Genomic DNA, 16,207 nt, shown 5'->3' with positions numbered 1-16,207 from the left:
AGATGCGCGGACACCCTTGGCTTGCAATACGAAAGTAAACGTAAAGACCAAACCCGCAAGCCGGACGGAGGAGACCATGGGCCATACCGACTTTGCCAGCATGCCCTGCCCGATTGCCCGCTCGATGGCGGTGCTGGGCGAGCGCTGGGCCATTCTTGTGCTGCGCGAGGCGTTCTACGGCAGCACCCGCTTTGACGAATTCCAGCGCCACCTGGGCATTGCGCCCAACATCCTGAGCGCGCGCCTGAAAACCCTGGTGGAGCACGGCATGCTGGAGCGGGTGCCGGCGCCCGACAGCGCGCGCCATGTCTACCGCCTCAGCGAAAAAGGCCGCGGCTTCTTCCCCGCCTTCGTGGCGCTCAAGGCCTGGGCCGACCGCTGGATGACCGACGAACGCGGCCCGCTCACCCTGTTGCAGGACAGGCGTACCGGCGGCGAGATCGCCGCGCCGGCGCTGACCCGGGCCGACGGCAGTCCGGTAACGGTGGACGACCTGCGCGTGGCGCCCGGCCCGGGCGCGGGCGGTTATCTGCGGCGGCGGTTTGCCGGCGAAGCCGCCGCCATGACGGCGGATGAAGGCGAGCCCGGCCATGAATGAGCCACAAGCCAATCCGCTGGCCGGAGCCGCGCTGGCGTCCTCTGCCATTGCAAACACCGCCGCTGCCGGCCAGCCGCCGATGGGCGAACTGGTGCGTGGCATCCTGGTGCTGGCCGCGCCCACCAGCCTGATCGCCTTCCTGCAGGCCGCGGCGCAACTGCTCGAGACCTGGCTGGCGGCGCGCCAGGGCACGGCGGCGCTGGCGGGCTGGGCGGTGGTGCTGCCCTTCGCCCTGCTGCTGCAGCAGATGTCCACCGGCGCCATGGGCGGCGGCGTGGTGGCCGCCATCGCCCGCGCGCTCGGCGCGGGCAAGCGCGAGGAGGCTTCGTCGCTGGTGCTGCACGCGCTCATCATCGCCATCACCGCGGGCCTGGTATTCGCCGTGACGCTGGCCGGGTTCCCGCGCGGCATCCTCGGCGCGGTGGCCGGGCAGACTGCCGCCGACGCTGCCGCCACCTACGCGATCTGGCTGTTCGGGGCGGGCGCGGTGCCGGCCTGGCTGGCCAACACGCTGGCCTCGGTGCTGCGCGGCGGCGGCCGCCACGCGCTGGCGGCGCGCGTGCTGTCGCTGATGTGGATCGCCTTCCCGGTGCTGGCGTGGACGCTGGCCGAGCCGGCGGGCATGGGCCTGGCGGGCATCGGCGCGGCGCTGGCGGCGGTGTCGTGGGCGGCGGCGCTGGCCATGGCCTGGGTGGTGCTGCGTGGCGGCGCGGGCTTTGTGCCGGTGCTGCGGGCGCGCCCTTCGCGGGCGCTGTTCACGCGCATCCTGTCGGTGGGGCTGGTGGCCTGCGCGCTGGCCTCGGTGGCCAACCTGACCACCATCCTGGTGACCGCCGAACTGCGCCACTACGGCACGGCGGCGGTGGCCGCCTACGGCATTTCCGCGCGGCTGGAGTTCCTGATGATTCCGCTGGCCTTCGGTGTCGGCTCGGCGCTGACCGCGCTGGTGGGCCGTTCGGTGGGCGCGGGCGACTGGATCACCGCGCGGCGCACGGCCTGGGCCGGGGCGCTGCTGGCGCTGGCGGTGGCCGGCGCGGTGGGCGCGGCGGTCGGGCTGGCGCCGGACACCTTTGCCGCGCTCTTTACCAAGGATGCCGAAGTGGCGGGCATCGCCACGCGCGCGCTGTCCTGGGTCGCCCCGGCCTTTGGCGGCTTCGGCCTGGGCATGGCGCTGTATTTCGCGTCGATGGGTGCGGGCCGCATGGGCTGGCCGATGGCGGCCGGCGTCTCGCGCATCGCGCTGGCCGCCGGCGGCGGCTGGCTGCTGGCGAACGTGGCCGGCATGGGCCTGGACGGCCACTTCCTCGGCGTGGCGCTGGGCATCAGCGCCTACGGCGTGGTAACCGCGCTGGGCGTGCGGCAGGTGAACTGGTCGGCACGCTGAGCTGGCCAGGGCATGCCGGGCTCGCAGCTTGCTTGATCCGGCCCGCCGGCACGCGTCGCCGCGCTCTGCAATCTTTCCTTGAAGTGCGGCGCTTCCGGCCCAAACTACTCTTGACTGTGGCCGCCGCCCGACCGGCAACAGCGTGACGCGGGCCGCACCCGGCCGGCCGCCAAGCCCATCCTCCTCCGCAGAAGGTGCCATGCCCCCTCGCACCACCGTTTTCGTTGCCGCCCTCGTGGTCGGCCTGCTGCACGCCTATATCGGGCTGCGCCTGTTGCCCGACCTGCCCGTGCCGTTCATCGCCAAGGCGCTGGCCGTGGCGTGGCTGGCGCTGTCCTGGCCGCTGATTCCCGCCGGCCTGCTGGCCCGGCGCCTGGACCAGCCCTGGTCCGACGCCCTCACCTGGGTCGGCATGCTGGCGATGGGCCTCTTCTCCTCGCTGCTGGTGCTGACGGTGGGGCGCGACGTACTCTTGCTGGTGAGCGCCATCGCCGGCTGGCATCCGGCCTGGCTGCTGCCCCGTACCGCCGCCGCGGCGCCGGTGCTCGCGCTGCTGGTCACCGCGCTGGGATTCGTCAATGCGCGGAGACTGGCGCGGGTGGTGGAGGTGGAGGTGCCGATCGCCGGCCTGCCCGACTCGCTGCACGACTTCACCATCGTGCAGATCAGCGATATCCATGTCGGCCCGACCATCAAGCGCGCCTACCTGGAACGCATCGTCGAGCGCGTCAACGGGCTGGCGCCGGACGCCATCGCCATCACCGGCGACCTGGTCGACGGCACCGTGCGCGAACTGGCCTCGCACACCGCCCCGCTGGGCGACCTGAAAGCGCGCCACGGCACTTACTTCGTCACCGGCAACCATGAGTACTACGCCGGCGCCGGGCCGTGGATCGACGAGCTGCGCAGGCTGGGCCTGCGCGTGCTGATGAACGAGCATGTGGTGATCGGCCAGGACGAGGAAGCGCTGGTGCTGGCCGGCGTGACCGACTACACCGCGCACCGTTTCGACGAAAGCCATCGCAGCGACCCGGCCGGCGCGCTGGCGGGCGCACCCGCCGTCGCAGCCGCGCGCGTGCTGCTGGCGCACCAGCCGCGCACGGCAACCGCCGCTGCCACCGCGGGCTTCGACCTGCAGCTTTCCGGGCATACGCATGGCGGCCAGTTCTGGCCGTGGAACCTGTTCGTGCCGATGCAGCAGCCTTATACCGCCGGGCTGAACCGGCACGAGGCGATGTGGGTATATGTGAGCAGGGGCACCGGTTACTGGGGACCGCCCAAGCGGTTTGGCGCGCCTTCGGAGATTACCAAGCTGAGGCTGGTGCCCAAGCCGGCGCCGGCGCGCAACGCGAACGTGGCGTAAAGCCGGACACGCAAAAAGCAAAGGGCCCCGCGCACGCGGGGCCCTTTGCCCTGTGGTAGCGCGCAACCGCGCGCCACCGGCCTGATCGTGCTTATCGCGCGATAGGCTTGTAGCGGATACGCTTGGGCTTGGCACCCTCTTCACCCAGGCGGCGCTTCTTGTCCGCCTCGTATTCCTGGTAGTTGCCCGGGAAGAACTCCACGTGCGACTCGCCTTCGAAGGCCAGGATGTGGGTGGCGATCCGGTCCAGGAACCAGCGATCGTGCGAGATCACCATCACGCAGCCGGCGAACTCCAGCAGCGCGTCTTCCAGCGCGCGCAGCGTTTCCACGTCGAGGTCGTTGGAGGGTTCGTCCAGCAGCAGCACATTGCCGCCCGAGATCAGCGTCTTGGCCAGGTGCAGGCGTCCGCGCTCGCCGCCCGAGAGCGTGCCCACATGCTTCTGCTGGTCCGAGCCCTTGAAGTTGAAGCGGCCGATATAAGCGCGCGACGGCGTTTCGTAGCGGCCAACCGTCAGCACGTCGGCGCCGCCGGAGATCTCTTCGAACACGGTCTTGCTGCCGTCGAGCGCGTCGCGGCTCTGGTCCACGTAGGCCATCTTGACGGTCGGGCCCACCTTGATCTCGCCGCTGTCCGGCTGTTCCTTGCCGGTGAGCATGCGGAAGAAGGTCGACTTGCCGGCGCCGTTGGGGCCGATGATGCCGACGATGGCGCCGGGCGGCACCTTGAAGCTGAGGTCGTCGATCAGCAGGCGGTCGCCGTAGGCTTTGCTCACGCCGTTGAACTCGATCACCTCGTTGCCCAGCCGCTCACCCGCGGGGATGAAGATTTCCTGGGTTTCGTTGCGCTTCTGGTATTCCTGGCTGTTCAGTTCGTCGAAGCGGGCAAGACGCGCCTTGGACTTGGCCTGCCGGCCCTTGGGGTTCTGCCGCACCCATTCCAGTTCCTTGTGCAGCGCCTTCTGGCGTGCCGACTCGCTCGACTCTTCCTGCTTCAGGCGGGCTTCCTTCTGGTCCAGCCAGGAGCTGTAGTTGCCCTTCCAGGGAATGCCGTGGCCACGGTCCAGTTCCAGGATCCATTCCGCCGCGTTGTCCAGGAAGTAGCGATCGTGGGTCACCGCCACCACGGTGCCGGGGAAGCGCGTAAGGAACTGCTCCAGCCATTCCACCGATTCCGCATCCAGGTGGTTGGTGGGTTCGTCGAGCAGCAGCATGTCGGGGCGCGACAGCAGCAGGCGGCACAGCGCCACGCGGCGCTTCTCGCCGCCGGACAGGTTGCCCACCTTGGCATCCCACGGCGGCAGGCGCAGCGCATCGGCGGCGATCTCCAGCTGCAGTTCGGCATTGTTGCCGTCGCTGGCCGCGAGGATGGCTTCGTACTTGGCCTGGTCGGCCGCCAGCGCATCGAAATCCGCGTCCGGCTCGGCATACGCCGCATAGATCTCATCGAGCTTCTGGCGCGCCTCGAACACGCCGCCCAGCGCGGCTTCCACCGATTCGCGCACGGTCTGTTCGGGATCCAGCTGCGGCTCCTGCGGCAGGTAGCCGATGTTCAGGTTGGGCATGGGCGTGGCTTCGCCCTCGATCTCCTTGTCGATGCCCGCCATGATCTTCAGCACGGTCGACTTGCCCGAGCCGTTCAGGCCCAGCACGCCGATCTTGGCGCCCGGGAAGAAGGACAGCGAGATGTCCTTGAGAATGTGACGCTTGGGCGGGACGATCTTGCCCACGCGGTTCATGGTGAATACGTACTGTGCCATGCGGATCCGAGAGAAATGAGGGAATCGGGGGAGGGAATCGGCCAAGTGTAGCAAAGCCGCTCCGGCCGCGGCCCGTCAGGAGGCCTTCTTGCGCGATCGGGCGGTTTTCCCGGTGACGGCGGGCGGGCCCTTGGCGCCATCCGGACTGCTGTCTGCGCCGCCATTCGGGCTGCGGTTGCGCTTGCGGGCGCGGGTCAGGCTGGAGGTCAGGCGGCGGAAGGCAATGTCCATATGCCGCTGCATGACGCTGCGTGCCAGCTCGGGATCCTTGCCGCGCAGCGCCGCCAGCACCTCACGGTGCTCGGCGATCGCCTGCGCCCATACCTCGGGCGTCTCGAAGTGGCTGTCCAGCTGGTCGAACAGCAGCCCCAGGCGCAGGTCGAAGAGCCGCCTGACCACGCCCGCCAGCACGCTGTTGCCGCTGGCCTCGGCCACGCGCACATGGAACAGGCGATCGGCTTCCAGCGGCTTGATGCCGGCCGCGGCATCGGCGGCCATCTGTTCGATCGCCGCCTCGATCGCGTCGAACTGGGCCTTGCGCCCGGTCCTTGCCGCCAGCGCGGCAACCTCGCCTTCGACCAGGGCGCGCGCGCGGATCAGTTCAAGCGGCCCTTCCTCGCCGGACAGGTCGAAACCGCCTTCGGCGGGCACAGGCGGCTCGCGCACATAGATGCCCGAGCCCATCCGCACCTCGATATAGCCCTCGACCTCGAGCGCGATCAGCGCCTCGCGCAGCGACGGCCGGCTCACGCCCAACTGCACCGAGAGCTCCCGCTCGGCCGGCAGGCGCGAGCCCGCGGGAAATTCGCCTGCCAGGATCAGCGCGCGCAGCTGGCTGCTGATCTGGCGGTAGAGGCGTTGCGGTTCGATCGACTGAATAGGCATGGACAAGCGGCCCCGAGCGGCCAGGACGAATCTCCAGGGCGCGGATTATACGATGGCATACCTGCGGACAGGTTCCGCCCCGCAATTGGCTTGACCAGTTGTCCGCTCCGCTGGAGTCTATGCAGCGCCCCCCTGAATGTCCAGACCGGGCGCGAACGCGCCGCAGCCTGGGCGGCGGCATCCGTAGAGACCATTAATTGGTAATACCAGTTTACCTGTCCACACTCCTGAACTAGACTCCGCTCACTCGGCATGCGCGGCAAGGCAGTGACGGTCGCAGGCATTCCGGAGCTGCATCGCACAATAAAGCGGGCATCGGCACAGGCGGCGCCAACGCGCTGGACGTTGCCACGCGGCACCCCGCAGAACGCAGGAGACCCGAGTGAACGACGAAACGCCGCCGAAGCCCCCGTCATCCCCATTGCCTCCCACGCGCCGCAGCCAGGCCTGGTTCGGCCGCCTCGACCGCGATGGCTTCATCTACCGTTCGTGGCTGAAGAACCGCCGCATCCCCCACGACCAGTTCGACGGCCGCCCGGTCATCGGCATCTGCAACACCTATTCCGAACTCCCCCCCTGCAACTCGCACTTCCGCACGCTGGCTGAACAGGTCAAGATCGGCGTGTGGGAAGCGGGAGGTTTCCCACTCGAATTCCCGGTGATGTCGCTGGGCGAGACCATGCTGCGCCCGACGCGATGCTGTTCCGCAACCTGGCCAGCATGGACGTGGACGAATCGATCCGCGGCAACCCGATCGACGGCGCGGTGCTGCTGATGGGCTGCGACAAGACCACGCCGGCGCTGATGATGGGCGCGGCCTCCTGCATGGTCCGCGTGTCGGACGCGCGCATGAGCGGCACGGCCTATGGCACGGTGGTGCTGCACGTGGCGCCCGAGGCGGCGACCGGCGGCCCGCTGGCGCTGGTGCGTGACGGCGACATGGTCGAGCTGGATGTCGCCGCACGCAAGCTGCACCTGCATGTTTCCGACGAAGAACTGCAGCGCCGCCGCGCCGCGTGGCAGGCGCCCGCCCTGCCGATGGAACGCGGCTGGACCCGGCTCTACGTCGAACATGTGCAGCAGGCCAACCTGGGCGCCGACCTGGATTTCCTGGTGGGCAAGAGCGGCGCCGCCGTGCCCAAGGACAACCACTGAGGCGTACGTCGAACGATTAGCAGCAGCGGCCCCCGCACGAACGCCACACGGAGACACCAGGCATGGCATCGGTACAGATTCGCGGCATCGAGAAGATCTTCGGCAGCACGCAGGTCATACGCGGCGTGGACATCGATATCGAAGACGGCCAGTTCACCGTGCTGGTCGGGCCATCCGGCTGCGGCAAATCCACGCTGCTGCGCATGATTGCCGGGCTGGAGGAAATCACCACCGGCGAGATCGCCATCGGCGGCCGGGTGGTCAACCGCCTGCCGCCCAAGGAGCGCGACATCGCCATGGTGTTCCAGAACTATGCGCTCTACCCGCATATGACGGTCTACGACAACATGGCCTTCTCGCTCAAGCTCGCCCGGGGCAACAAGGACGAGATAAAGCGGAAGGTGGACAAGGCCTCCGCCATTCTCGGCCTGGACAGCCTGCTGGACCGCTACCCGCGCCAGCTCTCCGGCGGGCAGCGCCAGCGCGTGGCGATGGGACGCGCCATCGTGCGCGATCCGCAGGTGTTCCTGTTCGACGAGCCGCTCTCCAACCTCGATGCCAAGCTGCGCGTGCAGATGCGCGCGGAGATCAAGGAGCTGCACCAGCGCCTGCGCACCACTTCGGTCTATGTCACGCATGACCAGATCGAGGCCATGACCATGGCCGACCAGATCGTGGTGATGCGCGACGGCCGCGTGGAGCAGCGCGGCAAGCCGCTCGAACTCTACGACCGCCCCGACAACCTCTTCGTGGCTGGCTTTATCGGCTCGCCGGCGATGAACTTCATCCCCGGCGTGCTGCACCGCCAGGGCGGCGCGGCGATGGTCGAGTTCCCCGATGGCACGCGCCTGCCCGCGCCCGCACGCTTCGACAGCCGCACCGGCATCGACGGCCAGCGCGTGATCTACGGCGCGCGCCCCGAGCACCTGAGCCTGGGCGCGCCCGGCCAGGGCCTGCAGACCCGCGTTTCGGTGGTGGAGCCCACCGGCGCCAACACCGAGATCTATTCCCGCTTCTGCGAGACGGAGTTCATCTCGGTCTTCCGCGAGCGCCACGACTTCGCCGCGGGCGACATCCTGCACCTGGTGCCCGACCACCAGCACAGCCACCTGTTCGATGCCGAATCGGGCCAGACGCTGCTGCGCCATGGCGCACCGGCACCGGCGGGCGACCCGGGAAACAGGCAAGACCAGCACGGGGCGCAGCCCCTGACCACGGAGGAGACAAAGCAATGAGCACACCGACCAATTTCACGAGGCGCGATTTCCTGCTATCCACCGCTGCGGTCGCCGCCACCACGGCGCTGGGCGGCCATGCCTTCGCCGCCCCGGCCCCGCTGCTGGCCAAGCCGGAAGCCGGCGCCAAGCTGCGCGTGCTGCGCTGGAAGCGCTTCGTGCAGGGCGACGAAGACCTGTGGAATGCCAACACGAAGAAATTCACCGAGCTGACCGGCGTCGAGGTGCGCGTCGACAACGAAGGCTGGGAAGACGTGCGGCCCAAGGCCGCGGTGGCGGCCAGCGTCGGCAGCGGGCCGGACATCATCGTCGGCTGGTTCGACGACCCGCAGCAATACCCCGACAAGCTGGTCGACCTCACCGGCCTGGCCGACTACCTGGGCGGCAAGTACGGCGGCTGGTACGACGTCTGCCGCAAATACGGCACGCACAACGGCAAGTGGATCGGCCTGCCGCTGGGCGTGGTCGGCAATGCGCTGGTCTATCGCGAAAGCCATGTCAGGGCAGCAGGCTTCGACACCATTCCCAAGGATCTCCCCGGCTTCCTCAAGCTGTGCCAGGGCCTCAAGGCCAAGGGCACGCCCTGCGGCTTCGCGCTGGGCAAGGCGGTCGGCGACGGCAACAACTGGGCGCACTGGCTGCTGTGGTCGCATGGCGGCATGCTGGTCGACACCAAGGGCAAGGTCGTGGTCAACTCGCCCGAGACCTGGGCCGCGCTGGAGTATGCCAGGCAGCTCTACGCCACCTTCGTGCCGGGCACGCTGTCGTGGCAAGACCCGTCGAACAACAAGGCCTTCCTCGACGGCCAGATCAGCCTGACCGCCAACGGCATCTCGGTCTACTACGCGGCCAAGAATTCGAAGGAACCCAAGCTGCAGGAAATGGCGCGCGACATCCAGCACGCGCACTTTCCCATCGGCACATCGGGCAAGCCGACCGAGCTGATGCAGATCACGCAAATGATGCTGTTCAAGCATGCCAAGTACCCGAACGCGGCCAAGGCCTACCTGCAGTTCATGATGGAGCCCGAGCAATACAACCCGTGGATGGAAGCCGCCATCGGCTACGTCAGCCAGCCGCTCAAGGCCTACGAGGCCAACCCGATCTGGACGGCCGACCCCAAGCACACCGTCTACCGCGAGGCCGCCTCGCTGATGCTCGACAACGGCCACGCCGGCCCGCTGGGCACGGCTTCGGCAGCGGCCATGGCCGACTACATCGTGGTCGACATGGTGGCCGAGGCCGCCAGTGGCTCCAAGACGCCCAAGGAGGCGGCGGCGCGCGCGGCGGAGCGGGCGCAGCGGTATTACAAGGCTTAGCGCCGCCGGCCCTTGCCGTGGCCGGCATCGCAGACGTCTGGCGTGTCTCCCCCGCTCGAGCTTGACGGGGCGAGGCAAAGCAGCGCACTGCGGGCGTGCCGGGCAAGCGGCAGCCGGTGCATCAAACCAGGCCCCTCGGGGGAAAGGAGGTCCGATGGACCAAGGCATAGACAAGCCGCTCGTCATGCCGGAGCCGCCGCCGGGCGTGCCCGCGCTCTCGCGGCTGTTGAACAACCGCCATGCGCTCGGGCTGCTGTTCATGCTGCCCACCGCGTTGTTGCTGCTGGTCTTCCTGACCTATCCGCTCGGTCTCGGCGTGTGGCTCGGCTTCACCAACACCAAGATCGGCGGCACCGGCGAATGGATCGGCCTGGCCAATTACACCTACCTGGCCGGTGACTCGCTGACGCAGCTGGCGCTGTTCAACACGCTCTTCTACACCGTGGTGGCCAGCGTGCTGAAGTTCGCGCTGGGACTGTGGCTGGCGCTGCTGCTCAACAAGAACCTGCCGTTCAAGTCCTTCTTCCGCGCCATCGTGCTGCTGCCGTGGATCGTGCCGACGGCGCTGTCGGCGCTGGCCTTCTGGTGGATCTACGACGCGCAGTTCTCCATCATCAGCTGGACCCTGGTCAAGCTCGGGCTGATCGACCGCTATATCGACTTCCTCGGCGACCCGTGGCTGGCCCGCTTCTCCACCATCGCCGCCAATGTCTGGCGCGGCATTCCCTTCGTCGCGATCTCGCTGCTGGCCGGGCTGCAGACCATCTCGCCCACGCTGTACGAGGCCGCCTCCATCGACGGCGTCACGCCGTGGCAGCAGTTCCGCTACGTCACGCTGCCGCTGCTGACGCCGATCATCGCGGTGGTGATGACCTTCTCGGTGCTGTTCACCTTCACCGATTTCCAGCTGATCTACGTACTCACGCGCGGCGGCCCGCTCAACGCCACCCACCTGATGGCCACGCTGTCCTTCCAGCGCGCGATTCCCGGCGGCTCGCTGGGCGAAGGCGCGGCCATCGCCACCATGATGGTGCCCTTCCTGCTGGCGGCAATCCTGTTCTCCTACTTCGGCCTGCAGCGGCGCGCCTGGCAACAGGGAGGCGACAAATGAAAGCAAAAGCAAAAGCCGATGCGGCGGCGCTGACGGCGCCCGAACAGCAGGGCATGGACTACCTGCAGTCGATCCCGCGGCGCTGGGTGACCATCTACATCCCGCTGGGCATCTTCGTTTTCGTGCTGCTGTTTCCGTTCTACTGGATGGCGATCACCGCCTTCAAGCCAGACGGCGAACTGCTGATGCGCAGCGCCAACCCGTTCTGGGTGATGGCGCCCACCTTCGCGCACTTCAAGAAGCTGCTGTTCGACACGCCCTACCCGGCCTGGCTGCTCAATACCGTGATCGTCTCGACGGTGTCCACCTTTGCCTCGCTGGCGGCCAGCGTGCTGGCCGCCTATGCGATCGAGCGGCTGCGCTTCCAGGGCGCCAAGCCGGTCGGGCTAGCCATCTTCCTGGCCTACCTGATCCCGCCCTCGATCCTGTTCATCCCGCTGGCGTCGATCGTGTTCCAGCTCGGGCTGTTCGATACGCGCTGGGCGCTGATCCTCACCTACCCGACCTTCCTGATCCCGTTCTGCACCTGGCTGCTGATGGGCTACTTCCGCTCCATTCCCTACGAGCTGGAGGAGTGCGCGCTGATCGACGGCGCCACGCGCTGGGAGATCCTGGTCAAGATCATCCTGCCGCTGGCCGTGCCCGGCCTGATCTCGGCCGGCATCTTCGCCTTCACGCTGTCGTGGAACGAGTTCATCTACGCGCTGACCTTTATCTCCTCCTCCGAGGTGAAGACGGTGCCGGTGGGCATCGTCACCGAGCTGATCGAGGGCGACGTGTACCACTGGGGCGCGCTGATGGCCGGCGCCTTGCTCGGCTCGCTGCCGGTGGCGCTGGTGTATTCGTTCTTCGTCGAGTACTACGTCTCGGGCATGACGGGGGCGGTGAAGGAGTAAGGGAACGCGCGTGGCGAGGGCAGGCTAAAATGCGGCTTGTTGCGCGCCGGCGGCAGTCCCGGCGCCGTTGAATCATCCCGCTTCCAGGCAAGAATCACATGAGCCCCAAACCCGCCCGCACCCTGACCTTCAAGTGCAAGAAGTGCACCAAGCCCGTCACGCTGTTCCTGCAGAAAGTATCGGCATGCTCGCATATCACGCCGTACCAGGGCTGGTGCAAGTGCGGTGAACTGATGCGCCACGCCACCGGCGACAAGGATGCAGTGGCATCCTTCGTCAGCTCCGTCGACGGCAACTGGTCGCATCACCACCACCATCACCATTGAGCAGCCGTAACATGCCCGTCCCCGGCAGCAACGCCTGGCGCCCCGGCGTCAAGGACCCGCTGCGCTTCCTGAGCGCGTATCCGGAGGGCGTGCTGGACCAGGTGCGCCAGCTGGTTGCCGCCAACCGGCTGGGCGAGCACCTGGCGAAGAAATACCCCGCGCGCCACACCGTGCAGACCGACCGCGCGCTGTACGACTACACGGCGGAGCTGAAGCAGGAATTCCTGCGCACCGCGCCGCCCATCCACAAGGTTGCGTTCGACGCCAAGATCGACGTGGTGCATCGCGCGCTCGGCCTGCACACCGCCATCTCGCGCGTGCAGGGCGGCAAGCTCAAGGCCAAGAAGGAAATCCGCGTGGCGTCCCTGTTCAAGGAAGCGCCACCCGAATTCCTGCGGATGATCGTGGTGCACGAACTCGCGCACCTGAAGGAAAGCGATCACAACAAGGCGTTCTACCGGCTCTGCGAATACATGGAGCCGGCCTACCACCAGCTGGAATTCGACACGCGCCTGTTCCTGGCGTGGCGCGAACTCGAACCCGGCTAGCGCCCGCGCAAGCGTGCCGGCCCTACTTGCGGCGCGCGGCCACCACTTCTATCTCCACGCGCCAGGCGGCATTGGCCAGCCCCATCACCTGGAACACCGAACGCGTCGGCAGGTTCGGCTGCTCCCTGGTGCCGAAGAACTGCGTGTAGCCCTCCATGAAGCCGGCGAAATCCATCTTGTTGTCCTTGGCGGGATCGCCCACCAGGAACACCTGCATCTTCACCACGTCCCCCAGCCCCAGGCCCAGGCCGGCCAGGCTTTTCTCGATCGCCTTCAGCACCCCGACGGTCTGCGCCCTGGTATCGCCGCCATAGGCGAGCGGGTTGTCGCGCGGCTGGGTGGCGTCCTGCACCGGCGGCACCTGCCCGGACAGATAGACCGTGGAAACCGTGGTCGGAATCTCGACGGCGGCGGCGATGGGAAAGGTGGAGTTGGGGATGCGGTGACGGATCACATCGTCGGCGGCGTGTGCCGCGCCGGCGGCGAAGGCGGACAGTGCGCAGAGCGCGAGGACCGGCTTGCGGAAGTGAAATGACATGTAGGAATCCTTGTAGTTGATATCGGCGTTGGTGCTGCCTCGGGCGGACCTTGCGGCGCGTCGCTCAGTGCCGCAGCTTCGCGACGTTTTCCGCGGTGACGGTATCGGTGTACTGGTTGCCGAAATGCGTGCGCACGTAGCCCACCACGGCGGCGATCTGCGCATCGTCGAGCATCTTGCCGAAAGACGGCATGCCCTTCTGGCCGTTCAGCACCACATAGAGCGGATAGTCCGCTCCCGCCAGCCGGGGATCGCCGGCCAGCGCGGGATACGCGGCGGCGCCTTTCGCCCCTTGCGCCTGCGGCATGTGGCAGCCCTGGCAGATGGCATGGAAGATCGCCTCGCCGGAAGTCTGCTGGAACCTGGGCCCGGCGGAAAAGACCGGATCGGACTGCGCCTGCGCGAGCCCGGACAACGCCAGCCCCAGCAGCAGGGCCGGCACGGCAAGCGCACGTTGGAAGATCATGGCATTCATGGATGTGGATTCCTGTGGAAGCGGATCAGCGGATCACGAGACGGCACGCGCATGCAGGCGTTCGATCGCGTCGAGCGCGGACAGCAACGCGCCCTCCTGCCAGGCCGGGATATAGGAAGCATGCTCGCCCGCCAGCGCGATGCGGCCATCGATCTGGCAGAGGTTCCTGTAGTGCTTCTCCCGGCTTTCGTCGGTCCACAAGCCATAGCAGCCCTGCGACCACGGCACCCGGTGCCAGCCCACCGCGATGCCGTTGTCGAACTCCCGCGCATATTGCGGATGCAGCTGGCTGCCCTGCTCCACCGCGCGGCGCACGCGCTCCTGCGGCGTCATGGCGGTGAACTCGTAGGCATTGGGGCCGAAGGCGTAGGCGCCCAGCAGCACCGACTTGCCCTTGGCGCCGTAGCGCGTGGAGGGATAGGAGATGCGCGTGATGGGCAGGTCGGTATAGCTGATGCCACCGTAGATGGCTTCATCCTCCTCCCAGAAGCGGCGCTTGAACTGCAGGCCGATCTTGATGGAGGCGTCATAAGGTACCGCGTTGATGGCCTGCTGCATGGCGTCGCCCACCTGCACATCGAGCTGGCTCAGCACCGACAGCGGGATGGTGCACAGGCACCAGTCGGCCCTGGCCTGGGTGACGGCGCCGCCGTGCGCGTCGTCCGTATAGGTCACGGTGACACCGCGCTCGTCCTGCACGATCTTCGTCACCTTGGCGTGATAGCGGATCAGGCTGCCCACCTCGCGCTGGAAGGCCTGGGCAATCATGTCCATGCCGCCCACCGGCTGGAAGAGCGTGCTCTGGAATTCGTACTCCTGCCCGCTGGCGATATAGCGCCACAGGCCGGATTGCAGCAGGTCGCCCAGCTCCAGCGGCCTGGATGGCTTGGCCAGCGGCATCAGGCCGCCGCCGGGATCGGTCTCGTAGCCGCGCCGGTCGCTGGTGAGTGCGCTTTCGCGGTAGCGCATCTGCGCATCGAGCGCGCCCCATTTGCGCAGGCCCTCCAGCAGCTTTTCCTTGTCCTCACGCGTGAGCGCCGTGTCCAGGTTGCCCTGCGTGGCCGCCCTGCCGAGCAGCTCCGCCACATAGCCCTGGAAATCGCTCTGCACATGGCGGTAGCGCTGCGGCTTGCCGCCGTAGGCCTTGGCCGAGTGCACCAGCGCGTTGTAGTTGACCTGCACGAAAGGCTCGAGCGCCACGCCCAGCCGCTTGCAATAGTCGAGCACCGCATGGTGGTGGTAAGGAATGCGCCACGGCCCAGGATTCAGGTATTCGCCCTTGGCGAACTCGCAGCGCTGCACGGCGCCGCCCATCTCGGCGAAAACGTCGCCGCCGCGCAGGGTCCAGCAACGGCCGCCGGCGCGGCCGCTGTATTCCAGGATCTGCACCTTGTAGCCGGCGCGCCGCAACTCCAGCGCAGCCACCATGCCGGCCAGTCCCGCGCCGAGAATCAGCACCGAGGCGCCGCGCCTGGCGCCATCGAGTTTTGGCGGGCCCGTGTAGCCGGATTCCGCCGCGAGGCCGAGCGAGGTCATGGCCTGGTACATCGCCGCGCCACCCGCCGCCTTGCCGACCAGCGCAAGCAGGTCGCGGCGGCTGAAGGCCTTGTTGTCGATTGAAGTCATGTTCAGGCTGTCGAGGAGTCTGTATGGGGATTGCGCTTGCGCGCCGCCAACCCCGTCGGGCAGGGCACGGCAGCGCGATGCGCCGAATAGGCCACGCAACATCCATGCCATTTCTGGCATATCCGGTCGCGCCCCCCCACCGAGTCGTCGCTGGCCTGCCCATGCGCATCATCCGCAAAACGTGGCCACGCAAGGGATGATGCGCCGAATGCACCGGTGTCGCCAGGCATTCGCACCGGCCTGCCGGGCAGCCGGAAACAGGCCCGCGCCGCAGCGCGCAGGCATGCCTGGCAGAGCGATATGGCCCCACACGGGTGAGGCCATGACGCATAGCAGTGCACCGCGCTCAGGGTGGGCCGCAAACCATCCAGCGGCCAGGTCCGGCTCCGCCGGCGGCTGCCATCACCGCTATCATGTGGTATTCGCACCGGGCATCGCAGCCCGACAGCCCATGCCTACCCACCGCACCGAGAGTGAGCCCATCCCCGTAACGCCCGCCGGCGGCAAGACGCTGGCATGGCTCTTCCTGCTGGTCGTGGTGCTGCCGCTCGCGCTGTCCTATGCGGCAGCGCACCTGGCCGGCGGCGCACGCCATGCGCCGGACGCACGGCTCATACCTGGCATCACGGGCGCCGCCTTTGTCGTGCTGGCGTATTGCATGCGGCGTTTCTCCCTGTCGCTCGATGGCGGCAGGTTCAGGCTGCGCAGCAGCTTCTATACGATCGATATCCCGCTCTCCGACCTGGCCGGCGGCGCGCAGGTGCTGGACCTGCGCGAGCGCTCCCCGCTGCGCCCCAGGCTGCGCACGAACGGTTTCAGCGTACCGGGCTACAAGTCCGGCTGGTACCGCGGCGCCGACGGCAGCAGGCTGTTTGCCGCCGTCACCACGGATCGCGTGCTCTACCTCCCCACCAGGCTCGGCTACGGCATCCTGCTTAGCGTGCAGGATGCCGAGGCTCTGCAGCGGCGCCTGGCCGCCTGAAGCAGCC

Annotated in this window: 15 protein-coding genes and 1 pseudogene; 11 read left to right on the top strand and 5 right to left on the bottom strand. The window is 67.8% G+C overall.

Annotation, left to right across the window (positions count from 1 at the left end):
• The first annotated feature begins 76 nt into the window (after window positions 1-76).
• The 3 genes from AC3FOF_RS15920 (at window position 77) to AC3FOF_RS15910 (ending at window position 3,345) form a co-directional block, all read left to right on the top strand.
• Window positions 77-598 (top strand): winged helix-turn-helix transcriptional regulator, encoded by a 522-nt coding sequence (locus AC3FOF_RS15920; RefSeq protein WP_488727090.1) that lies wholly within the window; start codon window positions 77-79, stop codon window positions 596-598.
• Window positions 599-677: 79 nt separating this feature from the next.
• Window positions 678-1,982: an MATE family efflux transporter gene (locus AC3FOF_RS15915; protein WP_488727114.1), complete on the top strand. Its 1,305-nt coding sequence runs from the start codon at window positions 678-680 to the stop codon at window positions 1,980-1,982.
• A gap of 199 nt (window positions 1,983-2,181) precedes the next feature.
• Window positions 2,182-3,345: a metallophosphoesterase gene (locus AC3FOF_RS15910; protein ID WP_276264964.1), complete on the top strand. Its 1,164-nt coding sequence runs from the start codon at window positions 2,182-2,184 to the stop codon at window positions 3,343-3,345.
• A 91-nt stretch (window positions 3,346-3,436) separates the two neighbouring features.
• Here AC3FOF_RS15910 and ettA read toward each other — a convergent pair whose 3' ends face one another.
• Window positions 3,437-5,104: an energy-dependent translational throttle protein EttA gene (gene ettA, locus AC3FOF_RS15905; RefSeq protein ID WP_017228849.1), complete on the bottom strand. Its 1,668-nt coding sequence runs from the start codon at window positions 5,102-5,104 to the stop codon at window positions 3,437-3,439.
• 75 nt (window positions 5,105-5,179) lie between these two features.
• Window positions 5,180-5,989, bottom strand: coding sequence for a FadR/GntR family transcriptional regulator (locus AC3FOF_RS15900; RefSeq protein WP_017228848.1), 810 nt, complete (start codon window positions 5,987-5,989; stop codon window positions 5,180-5,182).
• Between the two features lie 421 nt (window positions 5,990-6,410).
• On the opposite strand from AC3FOF_RS15900, the pseudogene AC3FOF_RS15895 reads away from it, so the two are divergent.
• The 7 genes and pseudogenes from AC3FOF_RS15895 to AC3FOF_RS15865 all read left to right on the top strand — a co-directional run bounded on the left by AC3FOF_RS15895 (window position 6,411) and on the right by AC3FOF_RS15865 (window position 12,579).
• Window positions 6,411-7,144, top strand: a pseudogene (locus AC3FOF_RS15895) (dihydroxy-acid dehydratase domain-containing protein).
• Between the two features lie 62 nt (window positions 7,145-7,206).
• The gene (locus AC3FOF_RS15890) at window positions 7,207-8,379 is read left to right on the top strand and encodes an ABC transporter ATP-binding protein (RefSeq protein ID WP_488727089.1); all 1,173 of its coding nucleotides are present in this window, start codon (window positions 7,207-7,209) and stop codon (window positions 8,377-8,379) included.
• The gene (locus tag AC3FOF_RS15885) at window positions 8,376-9,698 is read left to right on the top strand and encodes an ABC transporter substrate-binding protein (protein WP_488727088.1); all 1,323 of its coding nucleotides are present in this window, start codon (window positions 8,376-8,378) and stop codon (window positions 9,696-9,698) included. The genes AC3FOF_RS15890 and AC3FOF_RS15885 overlap by 4 nt, the downstream gene beginning before the upstream one ends.
• Before the next feature lie 154 nt (window positions 9,699-9,852).
• Window positions 9,853-10,809 carry a carbohydrate ABC transporter permease gene (locus AC3FOF_RS15880; RefSeq protein WP_017228844.1) on the top strand — a complete coding sequence of 319 codons (957 nt, stop codon included), beginning with the start codon at window positions 9,853-9,855 and terminating at the stop codon, window positions 10,807-10,809.
• Entirely contained in the window at window positions 10,806-11,705 is a 900-nt protein-coding gene (locus AC3FOF_RS15875; RefSeq protein WP_017228843.1) for a carbohydrate ABC transporter permease, read from the top strand. The genes AC3FOF_RS15880 and AC3FOF_RS15875 overlap by 4 nt, the downstream gene beginning before the upstream one ends.
• A 98-nt stretch (window positions 11,706-11,803) precedes the next feature.
• Complete coding sequence (locus AC3FOF_RS15870; RefSeq protein ID WP_017228842.1) at window positions 11,804-12,031, top strand: hypothetical protein; 228 nt, start codon at window positions 11,804-11,806, stop codon at window positions 12,029-12,031.
• Between the two features lie 11 nt (window positions 12,032-12,042).
• Window positions 12,043-12,579 carry a M48 metallopeptidase family protein gene (locus AC3FOF_RS15865; protein WP_017228841.1) on the top strand — a complete coding sequence of 179 codons (537 nt, stop codon included), beginning with the start codon at window positions 12,043-12,045 and terminating at the stop codon, window positions 12,577-12,579.
• Window positions 12,580-12,601: 22 nt separating this feature from the next.
• Here AC3FOF_RS15865 and AC3FOF_RS15860 read toward each other — a convergent pair whose 3' ends face one another.
• The 3 genes from AC3FOF_RS15860 to AC3FOF_RS15850 all read right to left on the bottom strand — a co-directional run bounded on the left by AC3FOF_RS15860 (window position 12,602) and on the right by AC3FOF_RS15850 (window position 15,218).
• Complete coding sequence (locus AC3FOF_RS15860) at window positions 12,602-13,117, bottom strand: RidA family protein (protein WP_017228840.1); 516 nt, start codon at window positions 13,115-13,117, stop codon at window positions 12,602-12,604.
• Between the two features lie 64 nt (window positions 13,118-13,181).
• Window positions 13,182-13,592, bottom strand: a complete 411-nt coding sequence (locus tag AC3FOF_RS15855) for a c-type cytochrome (protein WP_017228839.1) — start codon at window positions 13,590-13,592, stop codon at window positions 13,182-13,184.
• Window positions 13,593-13,625: 33 nt separating this feature from the next.
• The gene (locus AC3FOF_RS15850; protein ID WP_488727087.1) at window positions 13,626-15,218 is read right to left on the bottom strand and encodes a flavin monoamine oxidase family protein; all 1,593 of its coding nucleotides are present in this window, start codon (window positions 15,216-15,218) and stop codon (window positions 13,626-13,628) included.
• A gap of 451 nt (window positions 15,219-15,669) precedes the next feature.
• Between AC3FOF_RS15850 and AC3FOF_RS15845 the strand changes: the two genes are divergently transcribed.
• Window positions 15,670-16,200, top strand: coding sequence for a PH domain-containing protein (locus AC3FOF_RS15845; protein ID WP_017228837.1), 531 nt, complete (start codon window positions 15,670-15,672; stop codon window positions 16,198-16,200).
• Window positions 16,201-16,207: the final 7 nt, after the last annotated feature.

It is taken from the genome of Cupriavidus sp. 96C5-1 (assembly GCF_057798855.1).
The sequence above is the reverse complement of the archived record's forward strand: the minus strand, read 5'-3'. Positions and strand labels throughout refer to the sequence as shown.